This is a genomic window from Asticcacaulis sp. P2_C5 (assembly GCF_056404555.1).
The window spans coordinates 1-19,167 of record NZ_JBFUDU010000001.1 but is presented as its reverse complement, the minus strand read 5'-3'; the positions used below and the strand labels follow the sequence as shown (position 1 = coordinate 19,167).

19 protein-coding genes and 2 tRNA genes are annotated in these 19,167 nt (G+C 57.5%); 11 read left to right on the top strand and 10 right to left on the bottom strand.

The genetic code is table 11. From position 1 onward, the window contains the following. The first annotated feature begins 133 nt into the window (after positions 1-133). Positions 134-1,261: a helix-turn-helix transcriptional regulator gene (locus tag AC1DXO_RS00105; protein ID WP_476976037.1), complete on the top strand. Its 1,128-nt coding sequence runs from the start codon at positions 134-136 to the stop codon at positions 1,259-1,261. Positions 1,262-1,266: 5 nt separating this feature from the next. Here AC1DXO_RS00105 and def read toward each other — a convergent pair whose 3' ends face one another. Together def and AC1DXO_RS00095 are read right to left on the bottom strand one after the other, a co-directional pair. Beyond that, positions 1,267-1,806, bottom strand: coding sequence for a peptide deformylase (gene def, locus AC1DXO_RS00100; RefSeq protein WP_476976036.1), 540 nt, complete (start codon positions 1,804-1,806; stop codon positions 1,267-1,269). Positions 1,807-1,809: 3 nt separating this feature from the next. Continuing rightward, a complete protein-coding gene (locus AC1DXO_RS00095; RefSeq protein ID WP_476976035.1) occupies positions 1,810-2,277 on the bottom strand; it encodes an Lrp/AsnC family transcriptional regulator in 468 nt (155 codons plus the stop codon). A 126-nt stretch (positions 2,278-2,403) separates the two neighbouring features. Between AC1DXO_RS00095 and AC1DXO_RS00090 the strand changes: the two genes are divergently transcribed. Both AC1DXO_RS00090 and AC1DXO_RS00085 read left to right on the top strand, forming a co-directional pair. Then, the gene (locus AC1DXO_RS00090) at positions 2,404-3,018 is read left to right on the top strand and encodes a glutathione S-transferase family protein (protein ID WP_476976034.1); all 615 of its coding nucleotides are present in this window, start codon (positions 2,404-2,406) and stop codon (positions 3,016-3,018) included. Between the two features lie 300 nt (positions 3,019-3,318). After that, positions 3,319-4,356 (top strand): pyridoxal-phosphate dependent enzyme, encoded by a 1,038-nt coding sequence (locus AC1DXO_RS00085; RefSeq protein ID WP_476976033.1) that lies wholly within the window; start codon positions 3,319-3,321, stop codon positions 4,354-4,356. A gap of 33 nt (positions 4,357-4,389) precedes the next feature. Here AC1DXO_RS00085 and AC1DXO_RS00080 read toward each other — a convergent pair whose 3' ends face one another. Further along, entirely contained in the window at positions 4,390-5,850 is a 1,461-nt protein-coding gene (locus tag AC1DXO_RS00080; protein WP_476976032.1) for a DUF1593 domain-containing protein, read from the bottom strand. A gap of 80 nt (positions 5,851-5,930) precedes the next feature. Further along, on the bottom strand, positions 5,931-6,389 hold the full coding sequence (locus AC1DXO_RS00075; protein WP_476976031.1) for an Lrp/AsnC family transcriptional regulator: 459 nt from the start codon (positions 6,387-6,389) through the stop codon (positions 5,931-5,933). A 122-nt stretch (positions 6,390-6,511) separates the two neighbouring features. Between AC1DXO_RS00075 and AC1DXO_RS00070 the strand changes: the two genes are divergently transcribed. From AC1DXO_RS00070 to AC1DXO_RS00060, 3 genes are all read left to right on the top strand, one after another. After that, entirely contained in the window at positions 6,512-7,795 is a 1,284-nt protein-coding gene (locus tag AC1DXO_RS00070; protein WP_476976030.1) for a cystathionine gamma-synthase family protein, read from the top strand. A 66-nt stretch (positions 7,796-7,861) separates the two neighbouring features. Further along, entirely contained in the window at positions 7,862-8,773 is a 912-nt protein-coding gene (locus AC1DXO_RS00065; RefSeq protein WP_476976029.1) for a DMT family transporter, read from the top strand. Between the two features lie 12 nt (positions 8,774-8,785). After that, positions 8,786-9,082, top strand: coding sequence for an antibiotic biosynthesis monooxygenase (locus AC1DXO_RS00060; RefSeq protein WP_476976028.1), 297 nt, complete (start codon positions 8,786-8,788; stop codon positions 9,080-9,082). A 13-nt stretch (positions 9,083-9,095) separates the two neighbouring features. On the opposite strand, the gene AC1DXO_RS00055 is transcribed toward AC1DXO_RS00060, so the two are convergent. Further along, a complete protein-coding gene (locus tag AC1DXO_RS00055; protein ID WP_476976027.1) occupies positions 9,096-9,599 on the bottom strand; it encodes an SRPBCC family protein in 504 nt (167 codons plus the stop codon). After that, positions 9,589-9,942 (bottom strand): ArsR/SmtB family transcription factor, encoded by a 354-nt coding sequence (locus tag AC1DXO_RS00050; RefSeq protein ID WP_476976026.1) that lies wholly within the window; start codon positions 9,940-9,942, stop codon positions 9,589-9,591. The genes AC1DXO_RS00055 and AC1DXO_RS00050 overlap by 11 nt, the downstream gene beginning before the upstream one ends. 201 nt (positions 9,943-10,143) lie before the next feature. On the opposite strand from AC1DXO_RS00050, the gene AC1DXO_RS00045 reads away from it, so the two are divergent. After that, a complete protein-coding gene (locus AC1DXO_RS00045) occupies positions 10,144-11,127 on the top strand; it encodes an alpha/beta hydrolase (protein WP_476976025.1) in 984 nt (327 codons plus the stop codon). Between the two features lie 107 nt (positions 11,128-11,234). After that, entirely contained in the window at positions 11,235-12,179 is a 945-nt protein-coding gene (locus tag AC1DXO_RS00040; RefSeq protein WP_476976024.1) for a hypothetical protein, read from the top strand. A gap of 211 nt (positions 12,180-12,390) precedes the next feature. Here AC1DXO_RS00040 and AC1DXO_RS00035 read toward each other — a convergent pair whose 3' ends face one another. Continuing rightward, the gene (locus AC1DXO_RS00035; RefSeq protein WP_476976023.1) at positions 12,391-13,314 is read right to left on the bottom strand and encodes a hypothetical protein; all 924 of its coding nucleotides are present in this window, start codon (positions 13,312-13,314) and stop codon (positions 12,391-12,393) included. A gap of 694 nt (positions 13,315-14,008) precedes the next feature. On the opposite strand from AC1DXO_RS00035, the gene AC1DXO_RS00030 reads away from it, so the two are divergent. From AC1DXO_RS00030 to AC1DXO_RS00020, 3 genes are all read left to right on the top strand, one after another. Next, on the top strand, positions 14,009-15,010 hold the full coding sequence (locus AC1DXO_RS00030; RefSeq protein ID WP_476976022.1) for a hypothetical protein: 1,002 nt from the start codon (positions 14,009-14,011) through the stop codon (positions 15,008-15,010). A gap of 133 nt (positions 15,011-15,143) precedes the next feature. Next, the gene (locus AC1DXO_RS00025) at positions 15,144-15,575 is read left to right on the top strand and encodes a hypothetical protein (protein WP_476976021.1); all 432 of its coding nucleotides are present in this window, start codon (positions 15,144-15,146) and stop codon (positions 15,573-15,575) included. 66 nt (positions 15,576-15,641) lie between these two features. Next, on the top strand, positions 15,642-16,889 hold the full coding sequence (locus AC1DXO_RS00020; RefSeq protein ID WP_476976020.1) for an HNH endonuclease: 1,248 nt from the start codon (positions 15,642-15,644) through the stop codon (positions 16,887-16,889). A gap of 164 nt (positions 16,890-17,053) precedes the next feature. On the opposite strand, the gene AC1DXO_RS00015 is transcribed toward AC1DXO_RS00020, so the two are convergent. The 3 genes from AC1DXO_RS00015 to AC1DXO_RS00005 form a co-directional block, all read right to left on the bottom strand. After that, positions 17,054-17,914: a PD-(D/E)XK nuclease domain-containing protein gene (locus tag AC1DXO_RS00015; protein WP_476976019.1), complete on the bottom strand. Its 861-nt coding sequence runs from the start codon at positions 17,912-17,914 to the stop codon at positions 17,054-17,056. Positions 17,915-18,097: 183 nt separating this feature from the next. Next, positions 18,098-18,174, bottom strand: a tRNA-Arg gene (locus AC1DXO_RS00010). Between the two features lie 110 nt (positions 18,175-18,284). Continuing rightward, a tRNA-Arg gene (locus tag AC1DXO_RS00005) sits at positions 18,285-18,422 on the bottom strand. Positions 18,423-19,167: the final 745 nt, after the last annotated feature.

Sequence of the window (19,167 nt, the reverse complement as noted above, 5' to 3'; positions counted from 1 at the left end):
ATTTATGCCATACGGTATTATTTATCCCACCGTTCACGGCTAAGCGAGTGGACAAAATCGTGCCGCCGGATAACCTGTTCCGCGCGCCGAAAAGATCCGGCCTTTCGTAGCTCTTCGGAAAACGCACGGGCGGATGCTGGCCTACAGGGACGATCTTCTTCTCAAGCTTTACGGCACGGTTCAGCAGCCGGACACGTGGCGGCAGGTCCTGGACCAGATCTGCGCCAATATTCATGTGCGCAGCGCCGTGGTGCAGCGGCTCGACGCTGCCGGACCGGCGCTTCAGACGACCTGGCTGGCCTGGGATTCGCATTCCGAAGAACACGCAGCCCGTCACGCCCCGGTCGTCAACGACGCCATGAACCCGCGCTTTCATTATGAGTATGCGCGTGAGCAACGAATCGGCAATGTCGGCATCGCCTGCGACGAAGACTTGGCCATGCCGGCCTATGTCCGGCGGCAGTTTCAGGACGATCTCGGCGATGTCGGCCTGGGCAAGGGTATATTCGGCGGCACGGAACTGCTGCCCGACCAGGGCGTCAGCCTGATCTTGCATCGCTACCCCGGCGACACGGCCGACTATTCCAGCCAGGAACGCGCCTTTGTCGCCGACATCGTGCCGCATGTCGCCCAGGCGCTGCGCCTGGCCGACCAGTTGCAGCAATCGGCGAAAAAGTCCGAAGCGATGGAACGGCTGCTCGACCGCGTCCGGCCCGCCCTGGTTATCTGCGACGACCAGGCCAATGTGATTTGGGCTAATCACAACGCCCAGCAGGTCATCAAGTCCGCCGACGTGCTGAAGGTCATTGGCGGGCGTATATGCAGCCTCAGCCACGATCGCACCCAGGCCCTGCATGCCTTGATCCGCAACGCCGCTCAGCACGCCGACGCGGTCGAAAAGCGTTGCGTCGCGCTTGACGACCAGGGGCTAACCCCGACGCATCTGATGGTCATGCCGTTGCAGGGCGGGCCGGATGGGCGCGAAAACCGCGTTGCCCTGCTGATCACCCGCGCCGCACGGCCGTTCGAGATTCCGGCCAAGCTGCTGGAAAAGCTGTTTCGCCTGTCGCCGGCAGAGGCGCGCCTGTCCAAGGCCATTGTCGAGGGCGGCTCGGTCAACAGCTATGCCCTGATCAACGGCCTCGCCGAAGGGACCGTGCGTTTTCAGTTGAAACAGGTGCTGGCCAAGACGGGCAGCCCCCGCCAATCGGACCTGGTCCGGCTCATCTGCTCGACGCTGATGGGCCAGTTTGGCCTATAGGGTCACTATTCGCTCTCGAGTGCTGCCAGGGGACTGTCCGGAAACAGGGCTTCGATAAATCCGAACTGCGTCATGTCCCGGATGCGTTGCGGATACAGGATGCCGTCGAGGTGATCGAACTCGTGCTGGAACACCCGCGCATGGAAGCCGTGCGCCTCGCGTTCGAGCGTCGTGCCGTCTTCCAGCGTGCCGCCGTAGCGAATATGCGTGGCGCGCGGTACCAGGCCGCGCATGCCCGGTACGGACAGGCAGCCTTCCCAACCGTCTTCGGTGTCCTGCGTCAAAATCTCGAGCCAGGGATTGATCAGGGTCGTGACCGGAACCGGCGCCTCGTCGGGGTATCGAGGGTTGGCATCGAAGCCGAAGATCATCAGGCGCAGATCGACGCCGATTTGCGGTGCCGCCAGACCCACGCCATTGGCGGCGTGCATGGTCTCATACATATCGGCAATGATGGCGACCAGTTCGGGATCATGGATGTCGTCAACCGGCTTGGCGACGCGCAAAAGGCGCGGGTCGCCCATCTTCAATATGTCCCGAATCACTGTCTAGGTCTCCGCGAATGGCAAGGTCAGGCCGCGCTTTACCACGCTTAAGGCGACATTGGTCGTGAAGCGTTTGACATTGGCGTTCTCAGCCACCAGGCGCGTCATCAGCTCGTCATAGGACGCCGTATCGGGTGCGGCGATCACCACAACAAAGTCCGTTGTGCCGGTGACGTAATAGGCCTGCTGGACCTGTGCTTCAAGCGACAGCCACCGGCGCAGCTCGGCCAGCAGCTCCGGACGTTCACGCTCGATTTCCAGCGCCACGATGAAGATGACCGGCTTATCGGCCTTGCGCGGATCCAGCACGGCGATTTCGCGCTCGATGACGCCGCTGTCCTTCAGCCGGCGCAGGCGACGCTGGATGGCGGACGGCGACAGGGCGACGATTTCCGCCAGGGCTTCGGACGTCCGACTCGCGTCTTCCTGGAGCAGATTGAGAAGGTGGCGATCAAAGCTGTCGAGTTCCATGATGTCCGCTTTTACCGCAACACAACGCGGATTTCCCGCATTTAAGTGCCCCCGAACGCCGTTTCCCGGCAAGGCGCCGCGCTACTATCGCACATCGCCCCTTTGGAAACCGTTTATGGATTTCGCATGCAGCTTCTCTACCAGACCCACTCCCCCTATGCCCGCAAGGTGCTGGTCTTCGTCCACGAAATCGGCCTGGCCGACCGGGTCGAGGTCATCCACCATGAGACGAGTCCAACCCAAAAGAATGAAACGGTCTTCGCGCAGAACCCGTTGGGCAAGGTGCCGGTGCTTATCCGCCCCGGCGCCCCGGCGCTATTCGATTCCGACGTCATCTGCGCCTATCTCGATACGCTTCACGCGGGGCAACCGCTAATTCCGTCCAGCGGCGAAGCGCGATGGCAGGCCCTGCAGCTCCAGGCGGTTGCGCAAGGCCTGTGCGAGTCGGGGATTGCTCTGCGCTGGGAAACGGTGCGACGCCCCGAAGCGCTGCGTTATCCGCCGCTGGCCGACGGTTTCACGCTGAAACTGACATCGACCTGTCAGTGGCTCGAAGATCATCTCGATGTCGACGGCCCGGTGACGCTTGGCCATATCGCCGTGGCGACCGCCCTGAGCTGGCTCGACTTCCGCGAGCTCCCGTCTTTTCGGCCTTTTGCGCGGTTGTCGGCCTGGATGGCGGCTTTTGAACAGCGCCCATCCATGCTGTCCACGCCGCTGGACGGTGACACGGTAGATTAGAGGTCATTCCCAAGGTGGGTAGTCAAGCAAGCAAGAAACCCCACCACCGCATCTCACGGCTCATTGGACTATCGCCAATTCGCGCTCATGCGGTCCCCTCCCCACGCTTCGCAAGAGCTTCGCGCAGGGAGATATAAGAAAATGGCTAGCTTACCTTTACTTACATCTCCCTGCGCGAAGCGTGGGGAGGGGGACCGCACGACGTCAAGCGAAACGAAGTGAAGCGCAGGCGGAGATGCGGTGGTGGGGTTTCTTGCTTGTTTAAGTCATCCACCTTGGCAGTTACGACTAGAGAGTTCCATGACCGATCCATCCCTTGACCATCTGGTTGCCACACTCTGGCCGGGTTTCACGCCGACCCCGTTACGCAGTGCGCCCGTCATCGCCGCCCGTCTCGGCCTGGCAGGTCTTTACATGAAAATGGAGACCGACCGTCCGCTGGGCAATTTCAAATCCTTGGGGGGCATGACCGCCGGTATCCTGGCCCTGATGCAGCACAGCGGATGTCAGACGCTCGACGCCCTTGCTTCATGCCATGACCTGCCGGCCCTGGTCTGCGCCAGCGACGGTAACCACGGCCTGGCCGTGGCGGCGGCTGCAAAACGGGTGAATGCCCGGGCGACCATTTTCCTGCCACGCCATGTTTCCGGCGATCGCGTCGACCGCATCGCGCGTCAGGGCGCCCGCATCGAACGTGTCGCCGGCACCTATGACGATGCGGTCGACCTGGCACAGCGCTTTGCGGCGGAAACCGGCGCTCTTCTCGTGCCGGATACGTCGAACCTGGCGAAGGACCCGGTCGTTCAACGGGTCATGGAGGGCTACGGGATCATGACCTCGGAGATCGTCGAACAACTCAGCCATCTCGACGACGGCCTGACCCATGTCTTCGTCCAGGCAGGCGTAGGCGGGCTGGCAGCAGCCCTGGCGAAAGGCCTGGCGCCCATCATGACCGGCCCGAACCGGATCGTCATCGTCGAACCCGAAGCCGCCGACTGCGTCGGCCAGGCCCTGCGCCATGGCCACCTCCTTCGGCTCACAGGCACGCTTGAAACCACGGCGGATATGCTGTCGTGCGGCGAAGCCTCAGCCTCAGCCGTGAAAGAGCTGCTCAGACACAAGGTCGCCGCGATCGCCCTCACCGAAGCCGAGCTCGCCATCGGCCCGGACCTGGCGGCCACGGAGAGGGCAGCGACGACGATCTCGGGCGCCGCAGGGCTGGCGGGACTGGCCAAGACCGCTGGCGACCCCGACCTGCGGACGCGATTGCAACTGACCGAGGCGTCAAGGGTCCTGGTTGTCCTCACCGAGGCGGCAGTCGCGACAGGTTCATCGTGAAGCTGCTTTCGACAACAGGGAGGTGTGTCGCCATCAAGGTTCGATGGTGACGATGACGCGCTTGTATCGGGTCAGGGGTGGGGTGCCCTTATCTGTAACCGCCAGGATAAAATGTGCGGTCTCGGTCTTGGTGACCTCAGGCGCCGTGACATGGACCCGATAAATATTCTCGGCGCCGTTGATTGGGATCGGTGTCTTCCAGCTGCCGGCTTCGGGATAATTGAACCACAGAAAGCTCAGGCTGTCGCCGTCCGGATCGCTGGAGCCCGTTGCGCTGAGCTCGAACGTACTGCCGGATTTTACCGTCAGATGCGTGTCGTGGTCCAGCACGGGAACGGGAGGGTGGTTGGCATCTGCGTAAGCCTTGGTTGTCCAGTCCATGCGTGCGGCGAAATCGTTCTGGAACGCTTTTCGCCAGCGCCACACGGTCGTCTTGAAGCCGGTAACCGTCTTTTCATCTCGTTGCACCGACCGCCCGTAATTTTTCACTATATAGGGGCGATAGCTGTCCGTCGCATTGGTCCAGATGGCGCGCGGCTCAGGCAAAATCGGAACGCCGCCGGTAAAGCCCTGGGTGTCCATATTGGACAGTTCGGGTTTGTAAAATTCATAGCGCCCGCCCCATCCGCCCCATTCGGGGGTTTCGGGTGCATTGAGACCGTTCGGGATCAGCCCCAAGAAGCTGGGAGTGTCGCCTTCCATGCCGTAGCTGATATCGGGATAGAGCGCGCCCATGGGACCGTGGCCCTGCTGGATATGTTCGGCGATCCAGGCGGTGCTGAGCTCGGTATTGTCCTGGTCAGGCACCTCCTGCATGATGCCGCTCCATGTCGACGCACCATAGCCACCGGGACTGACGATATAGAACAGGTCCGGGAACTGCGTCCGCATCCAGATGCCGCTGTCGTCCTGGTCGGAGATGGTATAGACGCGCAGTTTGGCGATCAGCCTTTTCGCCTCTTCCGGCGTCTTGTCGGCGCGGATGCGGTACAGCGCCTGCGCCAGGGTATTGGCGCCACCCCACGCCGTCACCCACAGAGGCCGCGGGTCCTGGCTTTCCAGGGCACGGATGATCATGGCGGAGCCCGGTGAATCCTTGCCCTCGCCGACACCGCCCATGCCATAAACGGGGAGGCCCTGTGTGACCCGTGCGGCCAGCACCCTGGCCTCGGGAAAGCCGGCTTCGTGTTTCAGAAGATTGGGTTGCACCCTGGCATAGGCCGCCAGGATGCGATGCAGGGATTCCGGCGCAACACGGTTTTTCAGATGGACCGAGGTTGTGGCAACCAGCCCTTCGATGTCGATCTGGTTGGAATAAAGCAACAGCCGGATCACCGACTCCGTATCATCCGGCTCGTTTTCGATGTCGGTGAGAATGATGACGCGATGCTTTTCCACCGGGGCCACAGGGGGCCCGGGCGCTGGCCTGGCCGCGGCGGACAGACTGGCCAGGCCGATTAAGGCCGCAAACAGACAGGCGGTAACTTTCAACATCGGCATCTCCAGACTATAGTCTGACATTATGACGTCGAATCTCGCGGCCACACAAGCCATGGCGCGCCAGGACCGACCCGTCAGATCCGGCGTTCCTTGATGGTATTCATAATGAAGCTGGTCTCGATGGACGCGACGCATTTGAGCCGGGCAATCTTGCCCTTGATAAAGGTCTCATAGTCTTCGAGTCCGGACGACATGACCTTCAAGATATAGTCCGGCGTACCCGTCACGAGATAGCATTCCAGGACCTCGTCCCATTCGCGCACGGCCGCTTCGAACATGACGATCTCGTCTTCGTGCTGCCGGCTCAAGCGGACCACCACCATGGCCGCCATGGTCCAGCCTTCGATGGCCGGGTCGACCAGGGCCGTATAGCCGCGGATGATCTTCGCCTCTTCCATCCGGCGCAGGCGCCTCAGGCAGGGCGAGGGCGACAGGCCGACGCGATCGGCCAATTCGTTGTTGGTGATGCGCGCATCGCGGACCAGTTCCTTGAGTATCCGGCGGTCGGTTGCGTCAGCAATTTTCTGCGCCATTATTTGTCTTTCCAAGCACAATATGGCGGTATTTACACAAAACCGAACTGGAAAAGCAAGGAATTGACATCGCATTTGGTATAAATTGCGCGCCATCATAGCACCCTGCCAGGAGCCAAGTCATGACCGCACCCCATCCCTCGCGGACCAAGATCGGTGACCACGTTTTGCACCCTGAGACCCAGATGCTGAACTACGGCTACGATCCCGAGCTTTCGGAAGGCGCCGTAAAGCCGCCGGTGTTTCTGACCTCGACCTTCGTCTTCAAAACAGCCGAGGATGGCCGGGACTTCTTCGACTATGTCTCCGGTCGCAAGGAACCACCCGCCGGCAAGGGCGCCGGGCTCGTCTATTCGCGCTTCAATCACCCGAACAGCGAGATCGTCGAGGATCGCCTGGCGGTCTATGAACGCGCCGAAAACTGCGTCTTGTTTTCATCCGGCATGTCGGCCATTGCGACCACCTTGCTGGCCTTCGTCCGGCCGGGCGATGTCGTCCTGCATTCCCAGCCGTTGTATGGCGGGACCGAAACCCTGCTGAGCAAGACCTTCGCCAATATGAATGTGGCGGCCGTCGCTTTCGCCGATGGCGTCGATGAAGCAACCGTCCAGGCGGCGGCCGATGCGGCCATGGCCAAGGGGCGCGTGGCCATCATCCTGATCGAGACGCCGGCAAATCCGACCAATAGCCTGGTCGATATTGCCCTGATGCGGCGCATCGCCGACCGGATAGGCGCGGCCCAGGGCCATACGCCGATCGTGGCGTGCGACAACACCCTGCTCGGGCCCGTCTTCCAGCGTCCGATCGAGCATGGCGCCGACATTTCGCTCTACTCGCTGACCAAATATGTCGGCGGACATTCGGATCTGATCGCCGGCGCCGCGCTGGGATCGAAGGCCCTGATGAAACAGGTCAAGCTGTTACGCAGCGCCATCGGCACCCAGCTCGATCCGCATTCGTGCTGGATGCTGGGACGGTCGCTCGAAACGCTCAGCCTGCGCATGGAAAAGGCGAACGAAAACGCCCGCGCCGTCGTCGATTTTTTGAGAGCCCACCCCAAGGTCGAGGCCATCCACTATCTGCCCTATCACGAGCCGTCATCGCCCCTGGGTCGCGTCTATGCCGCGCAATGTTCCGGCGCCGGATCGACCTTTGCCTTCGACATCCGCGGCGGTCAGCCGGCGGCGTTTAAGTTCCTCAACGCGCTCCAGATCATGAAGCTGGCCGTCAGCCTGGGCGGCACCGAATCCCTGGCCAGCCATCCGGCGACCATGACCCATTCGGGTGTGCCGGCCGATGTGCGCAAGCGAATAGGCGTGCTGGACGCGACGATCCGGGTGTCGATCGGCATCGAACATCCCGATGACCTGATCGCCGATCTTGCTCAGGCGCTTGAAAGCGCCTGAGCATATTGCGTAATGGGATAAATCAGTTTTATCCATTACCCAATTGCATTCACGGGACGCAGGCTGATGAGGTTAAAATCGCTTCTTGCGTTCTGCATCGTCTGCTTCGTCTGGGGCACGACCTGGTGGGCCACCAAGATCGCCATCGCCACCGTGCCCCCGTTTTTCCTGGCCGGAACGCGGTTTGTCGCGGCGGGCATCATACTGACGGCCTATGGTTGCCGCGATCCCCGTATCCGGCAATGGAACCGGCGAGAGTCCCTCCGCCTGGTCCTCGCTAGTTTCCTGATGATCACCCTATGCTACGGACCGCTGTTCTGGGGCATGCAATTTATCGAGTCGGGCCTGGCCGCCGTTATTGAGATGTCGCTGACGCCGGTGGCGCTGCTCACCTGCGCCGTGGCGCTTGGCGAAGAACGCCTGACCCTGTCCAAGATCACGGCTCTTGGCCTCGGCATTGCGGGTGTCGGCCTGATGTTTTCACCCGACCTCGGCCGCCTTCTCGTCCAACATGACGACGGCCAGATGCGGTTGCTGGGCGGCATAGCGGTCGCCCTGTCGGCCTTTACCTATGCCCTGGGCTCGGTCCTGGCCCGGCCGCTGCTGCGCACCTATCCGACGACCTTCATATCCGGCCTGTCCATGCTTGTCGGCAGCCTGGTTCTGCTGGCAGCCTCGCTGGCCGTCGAGCCCGGCGCGCGTGAGGCGCTGCATTTCCGCTGGAACGGCGCCGCCTGGACGGGCTGGCTTTACCTGACCGTGTTCGGCTCATTGGTGGCGTTTGCGCTCTATATGCGGCTGCTGCGTGACGAGGGCGCATCGAAGTCCGGCAATTTCGCCTTTGTCTCGCCGGCCATCGCCGTCCTGACCGGCGCCATCGCCCTTCATGAAAGCGTCCCGCTTGTCACCTGGATCGGCATGGCCGTGATGCTGGGCGCCGCCTACCTGTCCCTGCGCGTGCACAGCGAAGCCACCTGAAGGAGATCTGACATGCTGGCACGTCTTTGGCACGGCATGACGCCAATTTCGAAAGCGGACGCCTATCTTGAGCTGATGCGGACGGTCGCCGTGCCGGACTATATGGCGACCCCGGGCAATCTTGGCGCGCATGTGCTGCATCGTGTTGAGGGCGATGTCGCGCATTTCCAGATGCTGACCTTCTGGACCGACCTGGACGCGATCAAGGCCTTTGCCGGCGAAGACTACCTTACGGCCAAGTACTACGATTTCGATCGCGACTATCTCATCGAACTCGAACCGACGGCCACCGTATACCAAGTGGGTTGACGGGCAGACGACGTCATGCCCCTCCCGCGTCGGCGACCAGCTCGGCCAGCAGTTCGTCCAGTTGACCAAACTGTTCGGGCAGGCCTTCTTCCGCCCCGCGCTCCGCATCGAGCGCTTCCTTCGACGGATAGAGTTCGCGCAGGGTAAGCCGCGTCCGTTGGCTGTCCTCTTCCAGGGTGACCGTGGTCACGGCGCCGTCATCGCCTTCTTCGTTCGTCCAGACGATGCGGGTGTGGGGCGTGACCTCGATATACCGGCCGAAGAAGGCGAAGGTGTTTTCGGCGTCCTTACCAAATTCGACGCGATAGCCGCCACCGGTACGGGCATCCATTTCGACGGCGCGCAGGGGCATGCCCAGCGACTTCGGCGCCCACCACCGCTGGAACAGTTCGGGCGTGGTCCACGCCCTGAACACGATGCGCGCCGGGGCGTCGAAGGTCCGCGTAACCACGATTTCGCGGTCTGAAGCCCGTTCGATAGTGGTCGGGTTCTTCTGGGGGGCGGGTTCACTGGTCATCGATTTTCTCCTTGTTTTTCAATTCATCGATAATGGCGTCCAGGGCGTCGAAGCGCGCCTCCCAAAGCTGCCGGTATCTCTCGATCCAGGCCGCCTCTTCGTTAAGCCGGCGCTGGCCCAGCCGGCAGGTCCGCACACGGCCGATCTTCTCCGTGGTGACAAACCCCGCCTGCTCCAGGACGCCGACGTGCTTCTTCATGCCCGTCAGGGTCATGTGGAAACGACCGGCCAGATCCGTGATCGAGGCGTCGGACCGCCCGAGTTGTTCCAGGACACCACGTCGCGTAGCGTCCGACAGCGCGGAGAACGAAGCATCGAGATGGGGTCTTGCATACTGAACCATGTGGTTCAGTATATGGCATAGGAAGGGATGGCAGGCAAGGACAAATCGGCCGGAAAGGTTTGGAAACCGTCCAAGGCGTAATTCCGATTGACAGACGCGCCGTTTCGGAACCAACCTGCCGCCATCATAACTCAGACAATTTCTTCGGTGCGATGTGCCAAGAATTGAACTGGGAAGGACGGGCGGAAAGGGCTGATAGACATGCGGCGACTAAAGATAAGCTTCGTGCTCTGGCTTGGCCTGATGGCCGGTTTCGTCATGTCGGCAACCGCGGCGGCGCCCGATCCGTCCATGGCCTTCCCGCCCAAAATGGAGAGCTTTCCGCTCTACGGTGACGCGGCCATTCCCAATGCCAAGCCAGGCCCCGATGAAGAAACCGGCGCGGACAAAGGATGGATTCAGAAGGTTTCTCGTCCCCAGATCCAGGTCTACCTGCCCGCAAAACTGAAGGCGACCGGCGCCAGCGTGCTGATTGTACCGGGCGGCGGCTATGCCGGCCTGACCTTCGATTACGAGGGCGTGCAACAGGCGCAGTATTTCGTCGATCACGGCATCGCCGCCTTCGTTCTGAAATATCGCCTGCCCAGCGACAAAACGATGCAGGACAAGTCGATAGGTCCGCTTCAGGACGCGCAGCAGGGACTGCGCTTTATCCGGCTCCACGCCGCGCAATGGAATCTGGATCCGGCGCGCGTCGGCGCGATTGGCTATTCGGCGGGCGGCCACGTCGCCGCGACCCTGGCGACCCACTTCGGGACGTCCTATGTCGCCAACCCGGAACAGGTCAGCCTGCGTCCCGACTTTCTGGTGCTCGTCTATCCGGTCATCAGCATGGACCCGAAGATCACCCATATGGATTCGCGGACGGCGCTGTTGGGTCCATCACCGTCCGACGAACGGTTAAAATCGTTTTCGGACGAGCTGCAGGTTACAGCCGACACCCCGCCGACCTTGATACTTCATGCCGCCGACGACCAATTGGTGGATATCGATAACAGTATCGTTTTCCTGGAAGCCCTCAGGCATGCCGGCGTGCCCGTCGAAGCCCGCTTCTTCGCCAAAGGTCAGCACGGCTTTTTCCTGTTGCCACGCGACGTCTGGCAGGGAACCATTATCGATTGGATCATGTCGAACGGATGGCTGGGTTCGGGCACACAGGCCGGCGGACGTCATGCCGGTGAATAGATGCGCAGCTTCAGGGTTTTGGGCGACTCGAAATCCAGGAACCAGCTGACGGCAAAGCTGCCGCCCGTCGCCGTGGCACGTCAAAGGCTCTGGGAGAGGGAAGCGTCGTGCGGCTTGCAAGTGCGGTTTCGATAGTGGCCTTGATCGCCGCGCCGGTTCATGCCGATGACGCAATGCCGCATCCGCTCCCCTTACATATTGGCGACCACGGCGTCATCGAGGCTCACATTGTGGAGGTTTCTGAAAGTGGAGCTGATCCTTTTCACGAATCGGAACGAACAGAGACCGACATAGACTACGAATACACGGCCGAAGGCGATGGATACCGCATCACGGCGACGCTTGTGCGTTACGAGCGGCTGTGGAACGGGCACCCCGTGACCACGACGGGTTCAGAGGCCCAAAAGATACTCATCCGCGCCATGTACCCGGCGACCTATGTTGCCGACGCTAAGCTGACGCCCGTGCGCATCGAAAACTGGAACGCGGTTAAGGCGCGTATCGATATCGCTACCGATGATATCGTGCAGGTCTTCACAGACAGAGACGGCGCGGAGATGGGCGAGACGCAAGGTGCCGGTCTCAAGGCCGGGTTCGATGCGCTGACGCAGCAGAGCGCTTTATCATGGTACGACAGGGCGAAGCTGACACGGACAGGCAACGGATATCCGGTTATGGTCCGGAACCTCCCCATCTTGACGCGCCAGGACTCGGACTGGCCATTGGACGGCCAAAACGTGAAGGTGAAGATCGAAGAGGTCTCGACTCTGTCGCAATGGGATCCTGCTTTGGGCTTGGCGCATATCGTCAGCGACAGGACGACGACGCCAATCGATGTTACCGCTGAGATGCTCGCCGAACTGGCCAAAGGGCCAAGGCGTTACGTTGACTATGATAAGGTCTGGGTCATTCACGACCGCTGCGAAGTCGATATCACCCTGGCGACCGGCCTGGCGTCAAAGACCACGTGCCACCGCGACGACGGCTATGCGCCCGACCCAGGTGAAGACATCTCAAATACGACCGTCATAACATTGACCCTGGGACAATGACCGGAAGCGGGAAGCCTGAAAAAGGTAAGGGGACAGCAGAATAGGGGGACAGGAGTAATGCTCCCTTGTTCTCTTGCTCGGTCGCTCCATTGCTCGCCGCGCGCCACTAAGGAAGCCACGATGCGGGACTGAGGACCAGCGGGTGCTTCAATAGCGCTGTGTCGGAAGTCTTGCGGAATATTGCCCCTGTCCCCCTATTTCTGATTGTCATTTATCTTCGCTCACGGAATTCAAAGGGCTTTGCCCAACTTTCACCGGCCGTGACCTTCATACCGTCCGCATGATATCCTTGGGTCAAGAGCACCTGGCGCATCTCGATTGCACGCGTTTTTGCGGTCAGCCATTCTTCTCTTTCTAGAAGTTGTCGAATCTGTGGATGGACGTCGACTTTCACATCGGTCAACTCGCGCTCCGCATCTAATGCTTTTGAATCCGTGTCAGATGCAAAGCTGAAAGGTGGCTCAAAATAGAAGCGCCATTCTTCCTTTGGTTCTGGTAACCGTAAAGGTTTATCTGCATCTGGCTCAGGATCAATCCAATAAAATTCCAACAGGTCGTTTCTAAAGAATGCAAAAGAACCTACGTGCAAAGTGCATTTCGCGGAGCCTACAAATAATAGCCGTTTGGCTTGAATTTTTGCTTTTTGCTTGTCAAGTTTTGAAGGCGCAGAAGATCGCCCCTTGCTCTCAAATGCATGCCATTTGTTTGATATATCTTCGCCGACAAGGTCTGGACGCGAGCGACCAAGGACAACCGCGCCAAGTGACTTCTTAAACACGTCAAGGTGCAAGAGCCAAGGCGTTTGTAACAGCCGCGCGGCGAATACCTTACAAAGCACCATCCCCAGGAAATAGCTCACCATTCCTTTTTCCGTGGGGTCGAGTGAGGCGAAGGCGTCGGTACGGCGCAAATACCCGTTCGAGCCCTGCTCAACGGCCATCCTTACAAGACCAAGCCGAAAGATTGCCTCATGAAAGGATGCAGGCCCATGCCTGAACACATGATAGGTGCTCGGCCGACCGATCATTATGGCGGCCCAAAGTAGTTCATTCCAATCTGTTTCGAGCGTGCCGAATCTCTTCGACGTGTAAGAGGCTGGAAATGAGTGGCTCTCGTAATCAATAAGAAGCGTCATTCCATTGCCTCAAGCTTGTTGGACCCTCCCACTGATGTACTCGCCTTTTACCCCAAGCACCTTTAAATTGTCATCTAGAATGTTACTCATGTAGACGTCAGGCCTTGCATGTGAGAACCTATCGACCGAACGCGATTTCGGGGACGCGTTACTAATTGCATAAAGTATTTTCTAAAAACTCAGCCCGCAAAAGCGAGGACGGAATCGATAGCGGAAACGAACGCTACTAACGATAATCCATTGCTATTTTGACAATTGGTAAGGCGTCCCAGAAATCCCGCACGACGTATGTCCGCTGACGCTCCGGCTTGGCATTGGAGCAAGGCCGACCGTGTCGCCTTGGGCGGTAGAACGGCAAGTTGGCGTAAACAGCATTGGCGCGTTCGCCGTGCGATACAGATTAAGAAAAGCATGAAATTAATGCAATTGGTATGGCGTCACGGAAACCCTATGCCGGCCAGAATTTTTCGTAATTATGCGCCCCGAAGCCCTGCAGCATCTGGATCCATATTTTTCTCGGATTGATGGCCAGGTCGCCCGCTATCGACCGCACGATAGCAAAATCACCGTGGCTGAATGGCCGTGAGCATGAGCGTCTATTGAACAAAAAGGGAATATTGCTCCCGTCCCCACTTTCAACATATGGTTGGCCAATCCGGTGAAATGGTTTCACTAAAAAGTGCTAAGGCCTGAGATGTCAGACTCCGAAGAATACATTCCGTTCGACTTTCTTGCCCTAAACGATCCAAGGCTTTTAGGGTGGATTCCCGATCTAACACCCTACATTAGACCTGGCGCGATCATGAGCTTGGTCTCCACGATTGAGGCGAACGAGGGCGAATCCTTCGACGACGGCGTTTTCCTGTTGGGAAAGTTCCAAATCGAATTCGAAGGTAAAAAAGAACCTTGGCATGGCACCTTCCATCGGCAAAGCTCTTATCAGACACTCTCCGATGTTGCAGAATTCATTGTTGGCGGACTTGGAGAAACTGATCCCGAAAAACTGGAAAGTTCTCTACTGAAATACGCGAAGTCAAGGATCGCCAAGCCGCGCAAAAAGGCTGCGGCGACGCCTGATATAACGGATACATCTTTTGAAGCGGCAATAGAAGAGTCGATCATTTCAATCACCGCCTATGATCAAGACGGCTGGCCGTTAGGACAGAAATTAGCTGTCAAAGGTATTGAGTTAGATTTTGAGGATCTTCGAAAGGCGGTACGAGCCATTACTTGTGACCGGATTGTGCGAAATCTTACGCCTGGCCTTGATCGCAATTTGCAAATGAAGTTGGAACGGTTAGTGAGGGACTTAACAGCCGGTGCTTATCAATGCGGCAGAGCTTTTCGTCAAGCCGAACTGAAGAGTGAACATCAAAGAGCGGCGGAAGCAGGCCGGAAGATGGCGAAAGATAAAATAAAAGCTCAAAAAAAGTCCGCTGAGGCTAAGACAAAATACAAATCACGTGCCTTTGAAATGGCCAAGGAACACCGGTTAAAGTCCCCCGAAGCAGGCCAAGACACCTTATCCGAAAAAATTCTATCGAGCCTAAGAAAAGAAGGGTTTTCCAAGTTGCCGGCGAGCTTAGTGAAAGCGATCCGCGCGTGGGAGTCGACTGGATTCGAGCACGGCAACGGACAGTTGGAGAGGCTCTCCCCTTCACAGAGTCCCTTTCGACCGAAGTCAGGAATTCGTTAGCAAACGCTCCGGCTCTGGCAGGCAAAAGCCCCTGATTTTGCTTGCAAATTGCCTTACGCGATGACTTGTACTGAGTTAGCTCTGATGACACGGCCGCGCCACCTAACGGCTGAAGTGTCAACGGAGCCATGACATGACAATCGAAGAGGGCCTCAAAAACGTTGAAGCGGCCGAGGGCCTCGAAGATCAGGTTCTTAAACCCGACAAACAGTGGCTGGGCTACGACGCCCGCGAAAGCACGCACAGGGTTTTCACAGTCTTAGCTACAGCGTTCGCAAAATGGTTAGGCCCAGGGTTCGGCAAGGCCCACACGGAGATGGGCGATAAGGTCGGGCGTGGCCTGTACTCAATGATCTGGGCAACCGGAGCAGGCTTGGGAACTTGGGCTGCGGCATCAGTGTCAGGGATCAGCCTCGCCGACCTTGCTTCACTTGCCAACAATTCCCCCGAGGTGATAGAATTCCTGAGCCGAAAAGACGGCTGGCTTGCATTCTTCCTCACCCTGCTAACGACATATTTCGTCAAGAAGGGCGGGACATCTTCAAGTCCGCCGCCTGCGTCATAACCAAATGGAGCACGGTCTAATGGTCAGTGTTATTTGTTCCGCGCCGCTCGTACTCACCTAGCGTCCATGCCATTTTCCGACATTAACAATCCTGACCACATCCGCGCCGCTATGACTGAGTTCGACGGCCTCGGCCGGGAAGCGTTTCTACAGACTTACGGCTTCGCGCCAGCTCGTACTTACCATCTTGTTGAAAGTGGTCGCCGTTATGATTCAAAAGCCATTGTCGGCGTCGCTCACAAATACGCCCGCCCCGACCTAGGGCCCCTTCATGCCGAAGATTTCAGTGGCGGACAGGCCACGGTGGGAAATTTATTGAAATCGCTTGGCTTTTCGGTCGAAATTTCCAGTAATGCGGAGCACGGGCACTTCAACACATTGTTGGAAGATGCCGGCATCTCATCTAAAGAAGTGGCCTTGGTCCGGCATAGCGACACACGCCAAGAAGCTACAAAAACGCCTTATACACTTTGGACTACAAATCTTGCGGAATTTGAGATCTACCAAGCGACACAGGATATCGGAAATCGGGCAAAATTTGCACGTCAGTATTGGGCGAGTTTTGTGGTCACACCAGACAAGGCTACCCTCTTCGTCGGGCTGTATGATGTCCGATATAAAGGGCTTCTTCAGGAGACGCGCCCCTATGTCCATGGCGAGGGCGTCGACTTACCTGGGACCTGCGACGATTATCAAACCACGCTAAATCCGTCTCTGAGCGCGTACGAAGGCAGGCTGATAATCGACTGGGGTCCGGGCGCGAGAGCTTGGGTTCAAAAGGCCGCCAATCAGAACAAACCGATCATCGCAATTTTGCCAGATACCGTCCCATTGGCGCCTGCTCGATCCATCCATTATGAATTGCTTGAACACCAAGAACTCTCGCTGGATGTGGCAGCGATCGAAGCCCGTGCCGACATATCGGAAACAACTCGCAAGACGCTCACCGACGCTCGGTTGGGCCAAGGCCGTTTCAAAGATGACGCGATCCGCATTGAACCGAAGTGCCGCATCACCGACATTGCGGACCGACGCCATCTACGCGCCAGTCACATCAAGCCATGGCGAGATAGCTCCGACAAAGAACGCCTCGATGGCAATAACGGCCTACTTTTGGCGCCACACATCGATCATCTTTTCGACCGTGGACATATTTCATTTGCTGACGACGGCGCACTTTTGATATCGCCAGCGTTGGACTGCAGTATCCTGAGCGCCTGGTCAATCCCCGACACCATAACGAGCCGGCCGTTCAGTGAGATTCAGTGCCGTTATCTGGCATACCACCGCCAAAAATACGGCTTTGAGGCCTGACTGATGTCGAACAAAGAAACGACACGTACTGGCCCCAGACTTGTTGGAGTGAGCGTAGATGCTCAGATAGAGCGAGCAACCGCGGGCGCGATTACCGCTTACCGGTTCAGTCTCGGATAGGAAAAGTGGGCATACCTTTAGTCAAAGCGTTTAGATTGCCCGATTCACTTCTGCAGTTTACTTCCTTTTGCAGGGCGAGCTCCCGGTCCGTAAACTGGAATGATTTTCCAATTCATATTGGCCTTCTTTCCTGCCAGGTCGGCGTCAATTCGACCTTTTGAAGAAAATGTCTCAGTACAATATATAACCGCATAAAAATTTCTCCAATCACTATGTCCATTGTATCCGATCATATCTTCGTTAATACCATCTATCGCTGTCTTGAATTCCCGTTCATTGATCGCAAATTTAAACTCCACCGCCGCCATTAGTGACCTAACACCAATGTCAGGCTTGTACACTTTAGTAAGATGAGGTACAGAAAACTCCGATATGGCATCATCGAACGAGTACTTTAAAATTTTCAGAACGGAGTTTTTTATTTTAGCCTCTCTATCGGGAGTAACATTCATATCACGCAAAATTATAGGAGTATTATGCAATATAGTTTCTAGAATTTCCAGGCCATAAACAGTTTGGCCCTCTACCATGACAGCCAGATTTTCAAAATTTCTAATTAGAATTTTCAACTTGTCAGATTCGTAGCGCTCCGCTTCTTTATTGAACTCAAGCTCAATAAATTCATAGGAATCGCGTTCGTTTGCAAGTTTCGGATAGGCTGAATCAATTGCCATTCGTTCTTGATGCAGGCCTAATCTTTCTGCCAGTGCCGCCACTTGATTTCGAATGTTGTCAATTTCCCTGGCTAGCCAGTGACATGTCCCATCGTAGTCGGGCGGATCAATAAAGTCAGGGGGCAGTATTTGCAGATGCAAGGCAGACAATTGATTTTCAGCTTCGCGCGCCCTTCCGATGGTTTCTCGAACACGGCCAACTAATAGCTTTTCTTCGCGGCCTACAGACATGTACCCTCCAAAAAATATCGCCGTCCGCGACGGGCAGAGGGGTCAGAGTCAGTTACTTCCAAAAATCTGAATTCTGCCCGGCTCACAAGTGTCTTGGATGAACGGTCTTGGGCTGTCGAGCAAGTGTGCTTCTTCGATCTGGTTTTTATGAAAAAGTCTTCCGCTGAGGAAGACTATTAGGAATGGCGCACCCGACAGGATTCGAACCTGTGACCTTTGCCTTCGGAGGGCAACACTCTATCCAGCTGAGCTACGGATGCCTGGAACCACTGCCGAACGCGTAACCTAAAGCCGCCACCGGCTCAACCGGAAAATCAGAATGTGGCGGTTTTCTTATTTGAAGTGTCGGCAGAGCAAGTGTCGCCAGCGTTGCTCGACAGGATTGATGCGCGTCGTTTTTACGACGCTTACCCCTTCGGGGCGCCTTCGGCGTCGCTCGGCCTTTCGGCTCTCACCGAACCTGTGACCTTTGCCTTCGGAGGGCAACACTCTATCCAGCTGAGTTACGGATGCCTGGAACCACTGCGGAACGCGTAACCTAAAGCCGTCACCGGCTCAACCGGAAAATCAGAATGAGGCAGTTTTCTTACCTGGAGAGCTGAAGGAACCAAGCGTCGACAGCGTAGCCCGACAGGATTGATGCGCATCGTTTTTACGACGCTTACCCCTTCGGGGCGCCTGCGGCGTCGCTCGCCCTTTCGGGTCTCGCCGAACCTGTGACCTTTGCCTTCGGAGGGCAACACTCTATCCAGCTGAGCTACGGATGCCTGGAACCACTGCCGAACGCGTAACCTAAAGCCGTCACCGGCTTAGCCGGAAATAGAACAAACCTATTCGATTCACACTTCTATCAAGAACTTGAAAATAAAGAATTTTCCCACAGATTAGCACAGATTTTTAGTAACTCCCAAGCCGGTTCAGGTGGTGAGTTCTCGGTTCGGTATTTGAACCTTAGAACTTGAAAAGCACTGAAATTGCGGATTATTCCTTTCTCTCCACCTGAGGGCTAGGCGATTCACACATCTCAAAAAGGCAAATAAACTCAATAAGATTTTCGCGTGAGATGTCAGAGTTTGCGACGCTGAAATTTGGTGCCTGTTTAAGCTGTAGCTAAGGCCCCCCACCGTCACGGCTTACGCGCCGAAGAAGCGCGAGCGCCGCGCCACCTCCCCCGCCAACGGGGGAGTATAAGAAAAACAAATACTTATACCGCCCCGTGAGCGGGGCGGGGGACCGCCCGAGACATTGCGAAG